The sequence below is a fragment of the Corynebacterium sp. ACRQP genome (genome assembly GCF_022345915.1).
GTDB classification, from domain to species: Bacteria; Actinomycetota; Actinomycetes; order Mycobacteriales; family Mycobacteriaceae; genus Corynebacterium; species Corynebacterium lehmanniae.
Window position 1 is genome coordinate 18,647 of record NZ_JAKRMZ010000019.1, and the last position, 15,351, is coordinate 33,997.

Annotated in this window: 17 protein-coding genes; 6 read left to right on the forward strand and 11 right to left on the reverse strand. The window is 66.2% G+C overall.

What is annotated here, in order from left to right; translation table 11 throughout:
• Positions 1 to 22: 22 nt before the first annotated feature.
• From rplI to MHY23_RS08540, 7 genes are all read right to left on the reverse strand, one after another.
• A complete protein-coding gene (gene rplI, locus MHY23_RS08510) occupies positions 23 to 475 on the reverse strand; it encodes a 50S ribosomal protein L9 (RefSeq protein ID WP_181889306.1) in 453 nt (150 codons plus the stop codon).
• A gap of 48 nt (positions 476 to 523) precedes the next feature.
• Complete coding sequence (locus MHY23_RS08515; protein ID WP_181889307.1) at positions 524 to 1,168, reverse strand: single-stranded DNA-binding protein; 645 nt, start codon at positions 1,166 to 1,168, stop codon at positions 524 to 526.
• 51 nt (positions 1,169 to 1,219) lie between these two features.
• Entirely contained in the window at positions 1,220 to 1,516 is a 297-nt protein-coding gene (gene rpsF, locus MHY23_RS08520) for a 30S ribosomal protein S6 (RefSeq protein ID WP_181889308.1), read from the reverse strand.
• 282 nt (positions 1,517 to 1,798) lie between these two features.
• The gene (locus tag MHY23_RS08525; RefSeq protein WP_181889309.1) at positions 1,799 to 1,987 is read right to left on the reverse strand and encodes a hypothetical protein; all 189 of its coding nucleotides are present in this window, start codon (positions 1,985 to 1,987) and stop codon (positions 1,799 to 1,801) included.
• A 3-nt stretch (positions 1,988 to 1,990) separates the two neighbouring features.
• Positions 1,991 to 3,532, reverse strand: a complete 1,542-nt coding sequence (locus tag MHY23_RS08530) for a glycosyltransferase family 87 protein (protein WP_239307181.1) — start codon at positions 3,530 to 3,532, stop codon at positions 1,991 to 1,993.
• A complete protein-coding gene (locus MHY23_RS08535; protein ID WP_370645836.1) occupies positions 3,533 to 5,788 on the reverse strand; it encodes a transglycosylase domain-containing protein in 2,256 nt (751 codons plus the stop codon).
• 102 nt (positions 5,789 to 5,890) lie between these two features.
• Positions 5,891 to 6,253, reverse strand: coding sequence for a DUF5318 family protein (locus tag MHY23_RS08540; protein ID WP_239307182.1), 363 nt, complete (start codon positions 6,251 to 6,253; stop codon positions 5,891 to 5,893).
• Positions 6,254 to 6,320: 67 nt separating this feature from the next.
• Here MHY23_RS08540 and MHY23_RS08545 point away from each other — a divergent pair, with 67 nt between their 5' ends.
• The 3 genes from MHY23_RS08545 (at position 6,321) to MHY23_RS08555 (ending at position 8,300) form a co-directional block, all read left to right on the forward strand.
• A complete protein-coding gene (locus tag MHY23_RS08545; RefSeq protein WP_311389932.1) occupies positions 6,321 to 6,785 on the forward strand; it encodes a MarR family transcriptional regulator in 465 nt (154 codons plus the stop codon).
• 167 nt (positions 6,786 to 6,952) lie between these two features.
• Positions 6,953 to 7,831: a universal stress protein gene (locus tag MHY23_RS08550; RefSeq protein WP_181889312.1), complete on the forward strand. Its 879-nt coding sequence runs from the start codon at positions 6,953 to 6,955 to the stop codon at positions 7,829 to 7,831.
• Positions 7,832 to 7,841: 10 nt separating this feature from the next.
• Positions 7,842 to 8,300 (forward strand): hypothetical protein, encoded by a 459-nt coding sequence (locus MHY23_RS08555; RefSeq protein WP_181889313.1) that lies wholly within the window; start codon positions 7,842 to 7,844, stop codon positions 8,298 to 8,300.
• Here MHY23_RS08555 and MHY23_RS08560 read toward each other — a convergent pair.
• Genes MHY23_RS08560 through MHY23_RS08575 form a run of 4 tightly spaced genes read right to left on the reverse strand, consistent with a single transcriptional unit; the run spans position 8,290 to position 11,802 of the window.
• On the reverse strand, positions 8,290 to 9,180 hold the full coding sequence (locus MHY23_RS08560; RefSeq protein WP_239307183.1) for a rhodanese-related sulfurtransferase: 891 nt from the start codon (positions 9,178 to 9,180) through the stop codon (positions 8,290 to 8,292). The two genes, MHY23_RS08555 and MHY23_RS08560, sit on opposite strands and share 11 nt — an antisense overlap.
• Before the next feature lie 38 nt (positions 9,181 to 9,218).
• Positions 9,219 to 9,917: a PIG-L deacetylase family protein gene (locus MHY23_RS08565; RefSeq protein WP_239307184.1), complete on the reverse strand. Its 699-nt coding sequence runs from the start codon at positions 9,915 to 9,917 to the stop codon at positions 9,219 to 9,221.
• 1 nt (position 9,918) lies between these two features.
• A complete protein-coding gene (locus tag MHY23_RS08570) occupies positions 9,919 to 10,254 on the reverse strand; it encodes a helix-turn-helix domain-containing protein (protein ID WP_239307185.1) in 336 nt (111 codons plus the stop codon).
• Positions 10,255 to 10,308: 54 nt separating this feature from the next.
• Positions 10,309 to 11,802, reverse strand: a complete 1,494-nt coding sequence (locus MHY23_RS08575; RefSeq protein WP_239307186.1) for a DUF1846 domain-containing protein — start codon at positions 11,800 to 11,802, stop codon at positions 10,309 to 10,311.
• Between the two features lie 25 nt (positions 11,803 to 11,827).
• On the opposite strand from MHY23_RS08575, the gene MHY23_RS08580 reads away from it, so the two are divergent.
• From MHY23_RS08580 to MHY23_RS08590, 3 genes are read left to right on the forward strand one after another with little or no spacing between them, the layout of a single operon-like run.
• Complete coding sequence (locus tag MHY23_RS08580; RefSeq protein WP_239307187.1) at positions 11,828 to 12,634, forward strand: DNA-formamidopyrimidine glycosylase family protein; 807 nt, start codon at positions 11,828 to 11,830, stop codon at positions 12,632 to 12,634.
• A 21-nt stretch (positions 12,635 to 12,655) separates the two neighbouring features.
• Positions 12,656 to 14,236: a bifunctional ADP-dependent NAD(P)H-hydrate dehydratase/NAD(P)H-hydrate epimerase gene (locus MHY23_RS08585; protein ID WP_239307188.1), complete on the forward strand. Its 1,581-nt coding sequence runs from the start codon at positions 12,656 to 12,658 to the stop codon at positions 14,234 to 14,236.
• Positions 14,229 to 15,185 (forward strand): NAD(P)-binding domain-containing protein, encoded by a 957-nt coding sequence (locus MHY23_RS08590; RefSeq protein WP_239307189.1) that lies wholly within the window; start codon positions 14,229 to 14,231, stop codon positions 15,183 to 15,185. The genes MHY23_RS08585 and MHY23_RS08590 overlap by 8 nt, the downstream gene beginning before the upstream one ends.
• Positions 15,186 to 15,351: the final 166 nt, after the last annotated feature.

Genomic DNA, 15,351 nt, shown 5'->3' on the forward strand with positions numbered 1-15,351 from the left:
GCGGAGCAGTCGTCGATAAGCGTTATGCGCTTACGACCTCGAAGTTCACCTTGCCCTCCACGTCGTCGTGGAGGTTGACCTTGACCTGGTAGCCACCGGTCTTGGTAACAAGGCCCTTCGGCACGTTGATGCGGCGTTTATCCAAGTTCGGGCCGCCAGCGGCCTTCACAGCGTCGGCGATGTCGCCGGCCTTCACAGAGCCGAACAGCTTGCCGTTGTTAGCGGTGCGCACAGCAACCTTGACGCCCTTGAGCTGGTCGAGCTGGTCACGCAGTTCCTTCGCGTGATCCAGGTCGCGGACCTGGCGCTCAGCCTGGGCGCGCTTAATGTCTTCAATCTGCTTCTCTGCGCCGCGGGTAGCCGGGATAGCCAGGCCGCGCGGGAGCAGGAAGTTGCGTCCGTAACCGTCCTTGACCTCGACGACCTCTCCAGGCTCGCCAAGCTTCTCGACGGCAGCGGTGAGGATCAGCTTCATAATCCTAACCTTCCTTATGGTGAAAAATGCTTGATGTGTGGTTGTCGTTTAGAACGGTGGCTCATCGCCCGCGCCGCCGGAAAAACCGCCGGCATCCGGAGCGGAACCCCACGGATCATGTTGAGGCTGGGACTGGTTCGGATTGCCCTGGGTCTGGCCCTGGCTTTGGCCGCCGAAGCCGCCGTTCGCCGGGTTGTAGCCGCCCTGGCCCTGATTCTGGCCCTGGCCGCCCTGGCCGCCCTGGTCGAAACCGCCCTGGTTTCCACCGAAACCGCCGCGCTGGCCTCCCTGGTTGCCGCCGCCGTAGCCGCCCGCACCGCCCTCACGCGGGTTGCGGGTGACAGACGCGCTGGCGTACTTCAGGGACGGGCCGACCTCGTCGACCTCGACCTCGAACACGGTGCGGTTTTCGCCCTCTTTGGTCTGGTAGGAACGCTGACGCAGCTTGCCGGTGACCACGACGCGCATGCCCTTGGTCAGGGACTCCGCGACGTTCTCCGCCATCTGGCGCCAGCAGTTGCAGGTGAGGAACAGGGCTTCGCCGTCTTCCCACTGGTTCGTTTCCCGGTTGAACGTGCGGGGCGTGGACGCGATGCGGAAATTCGCAACGGCAGCGCCGCTCGGGATGAAGCGCAGCTCCGGGTCCGCAACCAAGTTGCCGACAACGGTAATTGGGGTATCGCCTTGAGCCATGTCCTAAACCTTCCTACCTGCTGATCGTGTGGTTTCTGAGCCTACCGGTTCTTACTTGTCGGTACGCAGAACCTTGGTACGCAGAACGTTCTCGTTCAGGTTCAGCACGCGGTCGAGCTCCTTGACCGTGTCTGCCTCGCAGTCGAGGTTGACAACGGCGTAGATGCCCTCTTCCTTCTTGTTGATCGGGTAAGCAAGACGCTTCTTGCCCCACACATCAACGTTTTCCACCTTGCCGTTTTCCTTGCGGACGATCTCCAGGAACTTGTCCAGGGACGGGGCAACGGTGCGCTCATCCTGCTGCGGATCGAGGATGATCATTACTTCGTAGTGACGCACGGACCTCATCACCTCCTATGGTCTTGGTTGTTTCGGCCATCACCCTTGTGGTCATGGCAGGAGGGTCGTTGCGTCAAGCAACCCGAACAGACTACCCCACGGTTTGACCAGCTCAAAACCTTGGGTTTCGGCGGGCGCGTGCGAACAGTGTGCGGACTCCGCATTGCGGACAACCCGGCCGCCACCAACTATTGGTGCGGACCCACGTTGTGCAAAAGTCGGCGGCGCTGAAATCCGACCTGGGGATTTGCGGGCCTCGACCGCCAGTAATGCCGAGTTCTACAAATCCGCCTAGTGCGGGTTGGGCACCGCGGAGAAGAGGGCGAGGGAGACCGGGATCACGGTCATAAAGAGGAAGGCGATCAAGCCGAAGCTTATCGACGCTTGCTTCCGCCCCTTCACCGCAAAATAGAACGAGGCGCAAAACAGGAAAAACGCCACCACGATGGAGGCAATGCCCAGGATTGTGGTGGCGTTCATCGGCTAGACCTTGGCGACCGTGGAGCCGGCCGGCTCGGCGTCGGCGGGTTCGGAAACGGGGTCGGCCGGAGGGGCGTCGATAGGCAAAGGCTCCTTCCACTGGTACGGCAGCGACATGAGGGGGTCGTGGCCGTTGTGGGCGTCGCGGACTTTGTCGCGGCGCTTGCCCAGGATCTGCTGCACCACCAGCACCATGATGGCGATGATGAAGGCGTCGCGGGAGATGATCACGATGTTGAGGAACCAGCCCGGCACGCCCATGTTGTCCGCGCCCATCATGTGCCACATCAACACCGGCCACACGGCCATGTCCACGACCATCCAGGACAAAAGGAGGCGCCAGTACGGCAGCGCCAGCACCGCGGGGACGACGAACCAGAGGGAGTACTGCGGGCTCCACACTTTGTTGAAGATGAGGAACAGGCCGACGATCAGCGCCACCAGTTCCGCGATGCGCGGGGTCTGCGGCGCCTTCAGGCCCAGGATGAGCACGCCCAGGCAGCCCAGCAGGAACAGGATCAGCGTCACGGCGTTGAGGATCACCGGGGCGCCCTCGCCGGAGTCGAAGCCGGTCCAGCCGGTCATGCGGGAGATGACCGCGTAGATGGTGGTCCACTCCCAGCCGCGGTCGGTGTTGAGGCGGTTGAACTCACCCCAGGCATCCGGGTTGCGCAGGTAGACCGGCACGTTGACCACGAGCCAGGACACCACCATGGCGGCGAGCATCTTGCCGAACGGGACGAGGTCGCGCTTGCGCAGCGCCACGGTGAGGTACGCGCCGAGCAGGAAGATCGGCCAGAGTTTAAACGCGGTGCCCAGGCCGATGAGCACGCCGGCGAGCCAGAATTTCCGGTTGCGGGCGGCCAGCATCGCGGCGACGGCGAAGAAGATGGACGGGATGTCCCAGTTGGTGAACGCGTGGACGATCAGCAGCGGGGAGCCGGCGACCAAGAGGGTGTCCCAGACACGGTTGCCCGCGAGCTCGGCGACCATGCGGATGGTGATCACCCAGATGATGGACATGAGCAGCGCGGTGACGTAGAAGTACCAGCCGGAATCCGGCACGAAGTTGTCCACCAGGAAGTAGGTGCTGCGCGAAAGCCAAGCAGACAGCTGCTGGAACAGGCCGGCGAGCACCGGGTACTCCATGTAGCGGGTCAGGCCGTCCTCCACCCACGAGTAGTCGTAGACAAAACCGCCCTGGTCCAGGCCGCGGGCGCCATAGAGCGGAATGATGTCGTTGTAGCAGGCGGCGGTGTACTGGCGGTTGCCGTCCCAGTTGAGCTGGATGATGCCGTTGTCGTCGGCCTTGCCGCCGGCGCAGTGCGCCTTCTGCAGCAGGCCGAAGGACAAGAAGACGTATGCGACGGCGAGGATGGAGCGCAGCGGCGTCCAGAACCGGGCGCGGCCGATCTGGGCGAAACGGCCCATCGGCCCGCCGAGGAACTCCACCCAGCCGCGCGCGAGCGGCTCGGTGCGGCCGGGCTGGACACGGTCCGCCGGGTCCGGCCAGGTGACCTGCGTAGTCTGCGTCGGCTCAGTCATTTATTGGAACGCTCCCTGGAATTGATCGAGGACGTCGTTGATCGTGTCGTTGAGGTTCGGCGCGGGGGCTGGCGCGGGGGCTGGCGCGGGTGCCGGGGCTGGCGCCGGTGCGGGTGCGGGCGCCGGTGCCTCCTCCCCGCCCGGTGCCTCGGGCGCTGCCGGGGCCGACGGGTCCGCCGGTGCCGCGGAGCTCGGGGCGGACGGCGCCTGGCCGGTGCCGCCGGTGTAGCTCGGCGTCGGGTTGGAGTAGTAGCCGCCCAGGCCGGTGCCGCCGGAGTAAGGGTTCACGCCCCAGTACACCGGGTTGGCGTTGGGGAAGCTCTTGAACTCCTGGCCCTCAAGCTCGGTGTCCAGGAATTCCTTCCAGATCCGGGCCGGTGTGTTGGAGCCGAACATGTTGCCGCCCCACTCGTTGAAGATCGGGGAGGTGTTGTCGGCGGTGCCCACCCACACGGCCACTGCGAGCTGCGGGGTGGAGCCGACCATCCAGGCGTCCTTGTTGTTGCCGGTGTCGCCCATCTGGGCGGTGCCCGTCTTGGACGCGGACTGGCGGCCGCCGGCGAGGACGGCGTTGGAGTAGCCGGCCACGCCCTGCATGGCCTGGAGGGTGTTGTCCGCCACCTGCTCGGCCACGCGACGCTCGGTGTAGTCGTTGTCCACCTGGTAGAGGACCTCGCCGTTGGCGTCCACGATCTTGTCCACGAAGTGGGTCGGGTGCATCAGGCCGCGGTTGGTCAGGGTGGACATTGCAGTGGCCATGTCCAGCACGCGGGACTGGTACTGACCCAGCACGATGCCCTCGTAGGGCTGGCCGCCGTTTTCGCGCAGGGTCACCGGAATGCCGGGGATGGACTTGGCCACGCCCAGGGCGTGTGCCATGTCGGCGGTGTCCTGCGTGGTGTTGTCCAGCTCGTCCTGGATGCGCATGAAGGCGGTGTTGGAGGACACGGTGGTCGCCTGCGTCATGGACAGCATGCCGCCGCCGCCACCGTCCCAGTTCGTCACAGTGATGTTGCCGGGCAGGTGTACCGGGGAGGAGTCGAACTGGGCGGTCAGCGGGATGCCCTGCTGCAGCGCGGCTGCGAGGGCGAAGATCTTGAACGTCGAGCCCGTTTGCAGGCCGGCGTTGGCGTAGTCCCAGCCGGAGGGGTCGTCGCCGCCGTAGTACGCGCGCACTGCGCCTGTCGACGGATCCACGGCCACCGCACCAGTGCGCGCGTCCTCCTGCAGGTTGGTCAGGCGCTCGCGTGCGATGCGCTCCATGTTGGCCTGGGAGGCGGCGTCGATGGTGGTGGTGATTTGCAGGCCGCGGTTGGTCAAGTCGCTTTCGGTGATGCCCAGTGCCTCGAGCTCCTGGATCACCTGGTTCTTGATCAGGCCGTTCGGGCCGGTGGCCTCGGTGTAGGCGGAGTAGGAGGCCGGGTCGCGCGTTTCCGGGTACACCAAGCCGGCGCGCTGCTCCGGGGTGATCTTGCCCATCTCCACCATGCCGTCCATGACGTAGTTCCAGCGCTGCTCCGCCGCCTCGCGGTTCGTCCACGGATCCAGCTCGCTAGGCAGCTGGATGGAGGCGGCCAGCACGCCGCCCTCCTCGAGGGTGAGCTGGGACGCCGGCTTGTCAAAGAAGGCGTGCGCGGCGGCCTCGACGCCGTAGGCGTTGCGGCCGAAGTACACAGTGTTCAAGTAGGCGCGGAGGATGTCCTCCTTGGACCACTGGTTGGTCATCTTCACGGAGTAGACCAGCTCATTGGCCTTGCGCTCGTAGGAGTGCTCGTTGCCCACCAGCGCGTTCTTCACGTACTGCTGGGTGATGGTGGAGCCGCCGCCTGCAGAGGTGTTGCCGGTGATCTGCCCCAGCGCCGCGCGGGCGAAACCGGTGGGCGAGAAGCCCGAGTTGGTCCAGAAGTCGCGGTCCTCCGCGGCCAGCACAGCATTCTGCACCTCCTCGGGCACAGATTCGAGGGGCACCTGCTCGCGGTTGCCCTCGGGCGGCACGAGGCGGGCGAGCTCGTTTTCGCCGTCGTTGAAGTAGATCGAGGAGATCTGCGCCGTCTCAATCTCGCCTGGTTCCGGGACCTCGGCCTTGGAGTACTTCCACATAAACCAGCCGACCGGCACGCAGGCGAGCAGGAGGAGGAACAGCAAGAAGGCAAGCACCCACTGCCACGCGCGGGACTTCTTCTTTTTCTTCACGGCCGTGGTGCCGCTGGAGCCCTTCGCCTTCGCCGTATTCTTTTCAGCGCTCTGTTCAGTCACACGTTTTCCCTGCACAATTGCACCCGCCGCGCCCGCGGGGAGGGCAAACGGGCGAGCTACCTACTACATTCCTACCGGACACCCTACCTGCCCAGTTCGGATTCACACTACTGGTACGGCTGTGACTTCTTGTAACAGATGGTTCCACTTGCACGACGGGCACACCTCCACCACGTGGACGGTCAGCGCCCCCACCTCGCCCACGAGTCTGTCTATCTCCTCCTCGCTGCGCGCGGTGCCCGTGCGCCTGCCCAACTTTTCGGAGTAGACCCAGCGCACGTCACGCATCACTTCGCCGCACACGGGGCAGGGCCGGGCGGAATCCTCGCCGTGGTGCTGCGCGGCGGCGCGGAGCAGGAAGTCGGCGTCGCACACCTCGTCGATAGGCAAATGCCCCCGCTTGAGCTCGCGCAGCGTCTGGCGGCGCTGCCACTCGTGGGACACCTCGTGCTCGTACGTGAACATCCCGGCCATCATAACCCCAGTCCTTGCTGCTAAATTTTGAAAAGTACTTGGAAGAAAGAGGTGCACAGTGGCGGCGCACGACGAACCCTCCGCGGAAGCCATGCGGATCGCGGCGGACATCCGCCCCGCGATGACCAGCCTGTACGTGGCGTACTTCCGCAACGCGGAGGACTCGGACCTGACCGGCCCGCAACTGTCCGTGCTGCACAGGCTTGGCTTCAGCGGCCCCACGCGAATTAGCAGGCTGGCCGCCGAGGAAGGCGTGCGCCTGCCCACGGCCTCCAACACCGTCAACCAGCTGGAAAAGCGCAATCTGGTGCGGCGCGTGCGTTCGGTGGACGACCGTCGCGGCGTGTCCGTGGAGCTGACAGATTTCGGCCGCGCTGAGCTGGAGCGCGTCGGCGCAGAGCGCACCCGCTCCCTCGCCCAAATGCTCAGCGCGCTGGATGCGGAGGCGCTGGAGAAGCTGGACTCGTTGACCGGGGTCCTCAACGACCTAGCCCGCGCATACGCCACGGGGTCCGCGGACTAACCGCTTTCCGTCTCCAGGACGGCACATGTTTATGATGTCTGTATTATCTGAAAACTCGCGTATGCGGACATGTGTCAAGGAGGAAGGCCCTGAGCAGCTCCCCAAGCGCTGACAGCGCCCATCTTGCGGCCCTTGCCTTTCCCCTGCGCGTGCTTGTGGGCTGGGACGTGGCAAACACCGAGGCAGTGGAATTCGCCGCGTGGCTCGGCCGCTCGCTGCCGGTGACCGTGCAGGTGATGTCCAGCACCCAGTCCAAATGGACAAAATCCCTGGCCAACGCCACCAAGGGCCGCAAGAAGCGCATGAAGGAGGCGCAGGCCACCTTCGACTCCCGCGTGGAGAAGGCGCTGACGGAGCACATCCCGCGCGAGCAGTGGTCAAAGGACGTTTCCCGCCTCGTGGACAGCAAGGACAGGGTGCGCTCCCTGTACGAGACCGCGAAGGACTTCGGCGCGGACCTGATCCTGATGGGCTCTCGCGCGAAGACACCGAAGGGCCGGTTCCGCCCGTCCAGCGTTGCGGACGAGATGATGCGCTCCTGCCCCGTCCCGCTGGGGCTTGCGCCACGCGGAGTGAAGCTCTCCAAGAAGGGCATCACCCGCGTGACGTACGCGATCGTGGCGGAGGACGACCCAGCAGAGCCGGAGTTTTCCGGCCTGGACTACGCCACCGCTCTGGCCTGCAAGTTGGGGCTGCCGCTGCGCATTATCGCGTTTTCCCCCACCGCCTACGAGAAGCACACGTCCACCTGGAACGAGCAGACGCTGGGCATGCTCGACCACGCCCGCGACTACGCGTGGGCGCTGGCGGCGGAGGTCGCGCCGGACGTGTGCGACACCTTCCACGTCACCAGCTCCGTCTCGGCGGCGAAGAGCTGGAAGCGCTCCATTGATTCGGTGAAGTGGAAAAAGGGCGACATCATGTTCCTGGGGACCCATCCGTCGCCCCAGTTCACCAGCGTGTTTGTGGGCACGCTGGAAGGCGAGTTCATCCGCTACGCCTCGGTGCCTGTGGTGGTGTGCCCGCACTCCCCGAAGGCGCAGTAGGTTGGGCTCCATGGAGCACCCGGAGAACGACCTTCACTCCCCCGCCGACCGTTTCTCGCGTATGCGGCCCGAGCCGCGCTCCTTCGACGAGCTCGCGGACCAGCCGGATCCGCTGGAGGTGGACCGGAAAAACCGCCGCTCCACCCGCCAGGCGATCACGTTCGCGATGAGCACGGTAGCCGTGACCCTACTGCTGGCGTTCATTCTTGCGGTGATCTCGCGCGCGCAGGGCGGTCCGCTTTGCGACGGCAGCTCCGCCTGGCTCTGCACCGAGTCCTGGCGCACGTGGTGGGCCGTGACCACCTCGATCCCGCCGGTGGTGGGGCTGTTGACCTGCGCGGTGATCACTGTGCGCAAGCTCAACCGCTACGAACGCTGGATCCCCTGGATCGGCGTGTTTTGGATCCCGCTGGTGCCGTTCACCATGGCGTGGTTGATTATCACGCTGGGGATTCTGGCTACGCAGTAGCGCGCTGGGCGCACTCCCCGCAGTACGGGTTGTTTTCGCGGCAGTCCTCGCAGCTCAAGTACTGGCGGCGGCACTCCGGCTCGTTGGCGCAGTTGTAGAACTGGTTCGTGGCCGCGCCGCAGTGCACGCAGTGGCCGAGCTGCACGTAGTCCGGGTCGCCCGGCGCGCCGAACTCGGTGTGCATGCGGTCGTCGAAGACGTACAGCGAGCCCTCCCACAGCCCCGAGTTGCCGAACTTTTCGCCGTAGCGGACGATGCCGCCGTCGATTTGGTAGACCTCCTTGAACCCGCGGTTGATCATGAGGCTGGAGAGCACCTCGCAGCGGATCCCGCCGGTGCAGTACGAGATGACGGGCTTGTCCTTCATCCAGTCGTACTTGCCGGAGTCGAGCTCCTTGATGAAGTCGTGGGTGGTTTCCACGTCCGGCACCACCGCGCCTTTGAACCTGCCGATCTCTGCTTCGCGGGCGTTGCGGCCGTCGAAGAACACGGCCTCGGGGTTGTCGGCCACCAGCTCGTTGACCTGCTCCGGGGTGAGGTGCACTCCCCCGCCAACCACGCCATTGTCGTCCACCTTGAGCTCGCCCGGCGCGCCGAAGGAGACGATCTCCTCGCGGGCCTTGACGCTGAGCTTGGGAAAGTCTTCTGCCCCGCCTTCGGACCACTTGAACTCGATGCCCTTGAAGTACTCGCGGGTTTTCTTGGCGTAGGTCTTGCAGGCGCGGATGTCGCCGCCGACGGTGCCGTTGATGCCGTCCTTGGACACGATGATGCGCCCAGTCAGCCCCAGTCCTTCGCACAGGTCCCGCTGCCACAGGCGCACCGCGTCCGGGTCGGCGATGGGCTGGAACTTGTAGTAGAGCAGGATCTTGCTGGTCATGCCTGGCAGTCTATGTCCACCCAGGCCAGCGGGGAAAGTTAGAGGTCGAAGGCTTTGAACGCGATAGCCAGCGGCACTCCCAGCGCTTCCCCGCCCTGCGTGGCCGCCCCGCCGACGATCTCCGCGCCGCTGGGGTGGTCCGGTAGCGCCTGGAAGTACGCCTCGTGGGCGTCCAGCGACTGTGCGCCTTTCTCCACGTGCCGCTGCTCCACCGCCACCGCGACGTCCGGCTCGTGGGCTCCGGTGACCAGCAGCGTTTCCGCCTGGTGGCGCGGGCCCAGCTCCGGGAAGAGGAACTCGTTGCCAGCGTCGCGCGCGGCGTCCACCGCCGCTATGCCCGCCACCCGGTGGTCCGCCTGGTTCAGGCCCCACGGGGCGACAACGCTCCAGTCCTGGGTGAGCACCACGGTGGGTTTGAAGGTGCGGATCTTTCCGGCGATGGCCTTGCGCAGCTCAAGGGTGTGTTCCAGCAGGCCGTCGGTGAAGTCGAGCATCTCCAGCTCCCCTGCGCCGACGATGTCGCAGGCGCGGCGTTGCTCCTTCGCGCGGATCTCGCGCACCTGCACAGGATCCCCGCCCGCGATGCCGTGCTCGCCGTGCGTGAGCAGCAGGTACGCCACCTCGATACCGTCTTCGGCCCATTTGGCCACGGCGGCCGAGGCGCCGTACTCCATGTCGTCGGGGTGGGCGACGACGGCGAGGACGCGTGCGCCGTCGCTAAGCGAAAGCTCCCGCACCTTAACCCCGCTTTTCCTTGAACGCGTGGGCGTCGCGCGTGTACACGCGGCGGTGGGTGCCCACCTTGTGGCCGGGCAGCTTGCCGTCGTCAATGAGCTTGACCACGAACGGGCGCGAAACGCCGAGCAGGTTGGCCACCTGCTGGGTGGTCATCTCCTCGTCCGGTTCGGGCGGGCGCACCAGGCGGCCCTCCGCGAGGTCCTCGAGCAGGTCACGGACCCACACGGCGGTCTGTTTCGGCAGCGTGACGTGGTCTTCTGCGCGCGTGCGCGCCACGGAAAGGTTGTTGTTGAGCTCTGCTAATGCGTCTTCCACCGGCGATTGCTGTTCCCGCATGTGCTCGACAATAAACTACAACCGAAACGAGCGCAATAGTTAGTGTTGGAAAACTTAGCGTTTGTGGTACAACGCCTTGCGCCAGTACTTCGGCTCCGAGGTGGCCAGCACGCCAAGGTTGCGGAAGATACCCTCGTCTACGGACCCCAGAATCGTGGTGATGTGCGCGTCGCACCCGCGCAGCGACTTCAAATGCTCCAGTGCCAGCGCCGCGTCCGGGTTGCCGGACGCCGACACGGACAGCGCGATGAGCACCTCGTCGGTGTGCAGACGCGGGTTCACCGAGCCCAGGTGGCGGGTCTTCAGCGTCTGGATCGGCTCGATGGAATCGGGGGAGAGCAGGTGCACGTCGTCGTCGATGCCGGCCAGCAGCTTTAAGGCGTTGAGCAGCACCGCGGCGGACGGTCCGAGCAGGTCGGAGGTCTTGCCGGTGACGATGCGCCCGTCCGGCAGCTCCAGCGCCGCGCCCGGCTTGCCGGTGCGCTCCGCCACCTCGAGCGCGGGCGCGACCACCACGCGGTCCTCCACGGAAAGGTCCGCCTTGCGCATGACGTTGAGGTTGCGGTCGGAGATGGTGGAGTCGGCGTCGGCGCGGCGTTCGTCCACAAGCGCCGCGTAGTAGCGGCGGATGATCTCCTGCTCGGCGGCGTGGCGACACGCGGCGTCGTCGGAGATGCAGTAGCCCGCCATGTTCACGCCCATGTCGGTCGGCGACTGGTACGGGTCCGCGCCGGTGGCCTCCCGCAGCAGCGTCTTCAGCAGCGGGAAAACCTCGATGTCGCGGTTGTAGGAGGAGACCTTCTCCCCGTAGGCGTCCAGGTGGTACTGGTCGATGACGTTGATGTCGTCCAGGTCCGTCGTGGCGGCCTCGTACGCCAGGTTCACCGGGTGCGACAGCGGCAGGTTCCAGATGGGGAACGTCTCAAACTTGGCGTAGCCAGCGTCAATGCCGCGCTTGTGCTCGTGGTACACCTGGGAAAGGCAGGTGGCCAGCTTGCCTGAACCGGGCCCCGGCGCGGTCATGACCACCAGGTCGCGGGAGGTTTCCACGTAGTCGTTGCGGCCGAAGCCTTCCTCGCTGACCACTTTCGCGGTGTCGTTCGGGTAGCCCGGGATCATGTAGTGGCGCGCCACCTTCAGCCCCAGCCGGCCAAGGCGCTCCACGAACGCCTCCACGTTCTGGTTGTGGCCCTCCAGCTGCGTGACCACAACGTTTTCCACCAAAAACCCGCGGTCCCGGAACACGTCGACAAGCCGCAGCACGTCGTCTTCGTAGCTGATGCCCAGGTCAGCGCGCATCTTCTGGCGCACCACGTCGCCGGCGTTGAAGCAGATGACAATCTCCACTTCGTCCTTGATCCGGTCCAGCATGGCGATCTTGTTGTCGGGCGTGAATCCGGGCAGGACGCGGGAGGCGTGGTTGTCGTCGAAAAGCTTGCCGCCCATTTCCAGGTACAGCTTGCCGCCCACCTCCGCGCGCCGTTCCTGGATGTGCTCGGACTGCATTTGGATGTATTTTTCGCGGTCGAACCCGATCTCGTACGGCATGGGTGCAATAGTACAGTCAGCGACCGTGCCTGAGGGTCATGTCATTCACCGGCTTGCGCGCCGCTTCAACACGGATTTCCGCCCCGCGCCGGTCTCCGCGAGCTCCCCGCAGGGGCGCTTCGAGCCTTCGCTTATCGACGGCACTCCGCTCACCCACGCTGCAGCCCACGGAAAGCACCTGTTTCTGCATTTCACGGACGCGATGGTGCACGTGCACCTGGGGCTGATCGGGAAGTTCTCCTTCGAACCGGCAGACACCCTGCGCGGCCAGATCCGGCTGCGGCTGGTGCCGGACGGGGGAGCAGGGGAGATAGCCGCCCACCTGCGCGGGCCGCAGACATGCGCCTACATCACCCCGGCGGAGCAGCAGGCGATTCTGGACGCAGCCGGCGAAGACCCGCTTTCTCCGTCCGCGGACCCAGACGCACTGTTCGAGCGGGTGCGGCGCTCCCGGCGCACCATCGGCTCGCTGATGATGGACCAGGCCTACTTCGCCGGTGTGGGCAACATCTACCGGGCCGAGCCGCTGTTTCGCCAGGGCATCTCCCCGTTCACCCCGGGCCGGGAGCTGGGCCGTGAGCGTTTCGACGCCATCTGGGCCGACCTGGTCGCGCTCATGGCCGACGGGGTGGCCACCGGGCGCATCGACACAGTGCGCCCCGAACACTTGCCCGAGGCCATGTCGCGCGCCCCGCGGGAGGACGACCACGGGGGAGAGGTCTACGTCTACCGCCGCACCGGCGAGCCCTGCTACGTGTGCGGGCGCTCCGTCGAAAAGCAGCAGTTTGAGGGCCGCAACCTGTTCTTTTGCCCGTCCTGCCAGGCACTTTAGGGCGCGGGTAGGGTGGTGCGCATGCACGCCACGACTTTCACCGCAGACCAGGTCCGGGCCGCGGAAGCACCGTTGCTGGATTCCCAGTCGCACCCCGACGAGCTCATGCAGTCGGCGGCACACGCGGTGTTCGAGGCGGCGAAGGCGATGCTGGCTGGAGGATCAGGCGGTTCGAGCGGCCGCGCTCTCGTGCTCGCCGGGCCGGGCGGCAACGGCGGCGACGCGCTCTACGCCGGTGCCGAGTTGCAGCTCGCCGGCCACAACGTGGATGCGTTGCTGACTGCCGGACACGCCCAAGAGCGGGCCCTTTCGGCGCTCACCAACGCCGGCGGCACTGTGCTGGAACGGCTGCCCGAAGGTTCCGCGGAATACGCCCTTGCCATCGACGGCATCACCGGCATCGGCGGATCCGGCGGGCTGCGCGGGGAACTCGTGGACGTGGTTGCATGGCTGCGGGGCGTGCAGGTTCTGGCTGTGGACGTTCCCTCCGGCGTGGATGCAAACACCGGCGTAGCGGGTGAGCTGCACGTTTCCGCCGATGCCACCGTCACGTTCGGCGGGTGGCGACGCGCCCACGCGCTTGCCCCGGAGTGCGGGGTGCAGCTGCTCGCGGACATCGGCCTGCCGGGGCGCCCGCTGCACAGTGCGCTGTTGGAAACCCTGCCCGAATGGGCGCATGAGGGACCCGCACTAGTGCTCGCCAACCGGGCCGTGCCAGGCCCCGGCCATTGGCCCAGTAGTCTCACCCCGCTCCGTGCCGCGTCGGTCCGCCCCGTCGAGCCGGGCCCTTACGACGACAAGTACAGCGGGGGAGTAGTGGGCGTCCGCGCAGGTAGTGACGGGTATCCGGGTGCCGCGCTACTCGCCGTGTCTGGTGCTGTACACGCCTCGCCGGCAATGGTGCGCTACGCCGGTCCGCAGGCCGCTGAGGTGGTGCGGGCACATCCGGAGGTCGTCGTCACGCAAACGCTCGAGGATGCGGGACGGGTGCAGACCTGGGTGTTCGGCCCTGGCGCCGGCACCGACAAGGCGGCCGCCGCTGAGCTCTCCTGGATCTTGCGCCAGGAGGTGCCAGTGCTCATCGACGCCGACGGCCTCACCCTCCTCGCCGAACACCCTGACCTGCGCCAACAGGTGGCCAAACGGCAGCAGACTACAGTGCTCACGCCCCACGACGGCGAGTTCGCGCGCCTCCAGAAAGCGGCCGGAGTTGCCGCGGGAATCCGCTTCGAAGAGACACTCGCCCTCGCTGCAACGCTGCGCGCGACCATCGTGCGCAAGGGCCGAATCACCCTGGTCGCGCCGGAGGACGAGCCGCACCTGATCCACGCCGTCGATGCCGGCCATTCTTGGGCTGCGACACCCGGCTCCGGCGACGTGCTCGCTGGCATCATGGGTGCGCACCTGGCGCTGGCTGCGGCACGCACCCCATACGCCGACGCCGCCATAGCCGCCACAACCACCGGGGCGGTGACCGTCCACGCGCTCGCAGCGTCACTCGCCGCCGAGACCCCGTTTGGCCCCGCCACCGCGCCGGCTAGCCGCATCGCCGAATTTGTCCGCCCCGCGACCGCGCAATGCACCCGAGGCACCCATGCTTGACGCAGTCGTTGTCGGCGCCGGTCAATCCGGGCTAGCCGTGTCGTATTACCTGCGAAAATACGGCGCTTCCTTTGTCGTGCTGGACGCCTCCGACGAGCCCGGCGGGGCGTGGCCGCACTACTGGGACGCGCTGACTCTGTTCTCCCGCGCGGAGTTTTCTAACCTGCCCGGCTGGCCCATGCCCCACTACGACGGCTACCCGCCGCGCGATCACGTCGTTGAGTATTTGTCCGACTACGAGCAGCGCTACGACCTGCCCATCCGACGAGGTGAGCGCGTCAAACACGTGCTTCACGACGGCTCCGCTTTCCACCTCAACGGCCACTCCACCCGCAATGTGGTGATGGCCACCGGCATCTGGTCCGCACCGTTTGTGCCCTTCATCCCCGGGTCGTTCGCGGGGGAGCAGGGGCACTCGGCTCAGTATCGGCGGCCGGAGGATTTCGCCGGGCAGCGCGTCGCTGTCGTCGGGGGCGGAAACTCCGGTGCGCAGATCGTCGCGGACCTCGCACTCGGCGGGGTGGACGTGCAATGGTTCACCCGCCGACCGCCCGCGTTCATGCCGGAGGATGTCGACGGCGAGCAGCTTTTCCGCCGTAACCGCGAGCGCTTCGTCGCCATCTCACGCGGCGAGGACGATCCCGGAGGCGCCGATTTCGGCGGCGACATCGTCCTCGTCCCCGAAGTCCGCCGGGCCCGATCACTCGATCTGCTGGACGCCGAACCCATGGTCGAGTCGTTGGACGAGCTCTCGGATTTCGACGCCCTGATCTGGGCCACCGGCTTCCGCCCCGCACTGTCTCCCGTGCGGGGGTTGGAGCGCGGCCTGGACACGCCCGGCCTGTTCGTCCTGGGCTTCGACTCGCTCAACGGCCCCGGCGCCGGGACCATCGGCGGTGTGAGCCCCTTCGCCCGCGACATCGCCCGGCGCATCGCGAGCAAGGGCTAGCGCGTCCGCCCCATAACCGCGGATCCAGCTATCAGGTCCTCAACAATCGCTGTTTTACGCCGAATAGCTGGGCCCTTGTAGCTGGAAACAGCCCACCGACCCAGACATCCCGGCTCGAATTTGGTGGGTGCGGACCAATAGTTGGTCCCTGCTTGATTGTCCACAA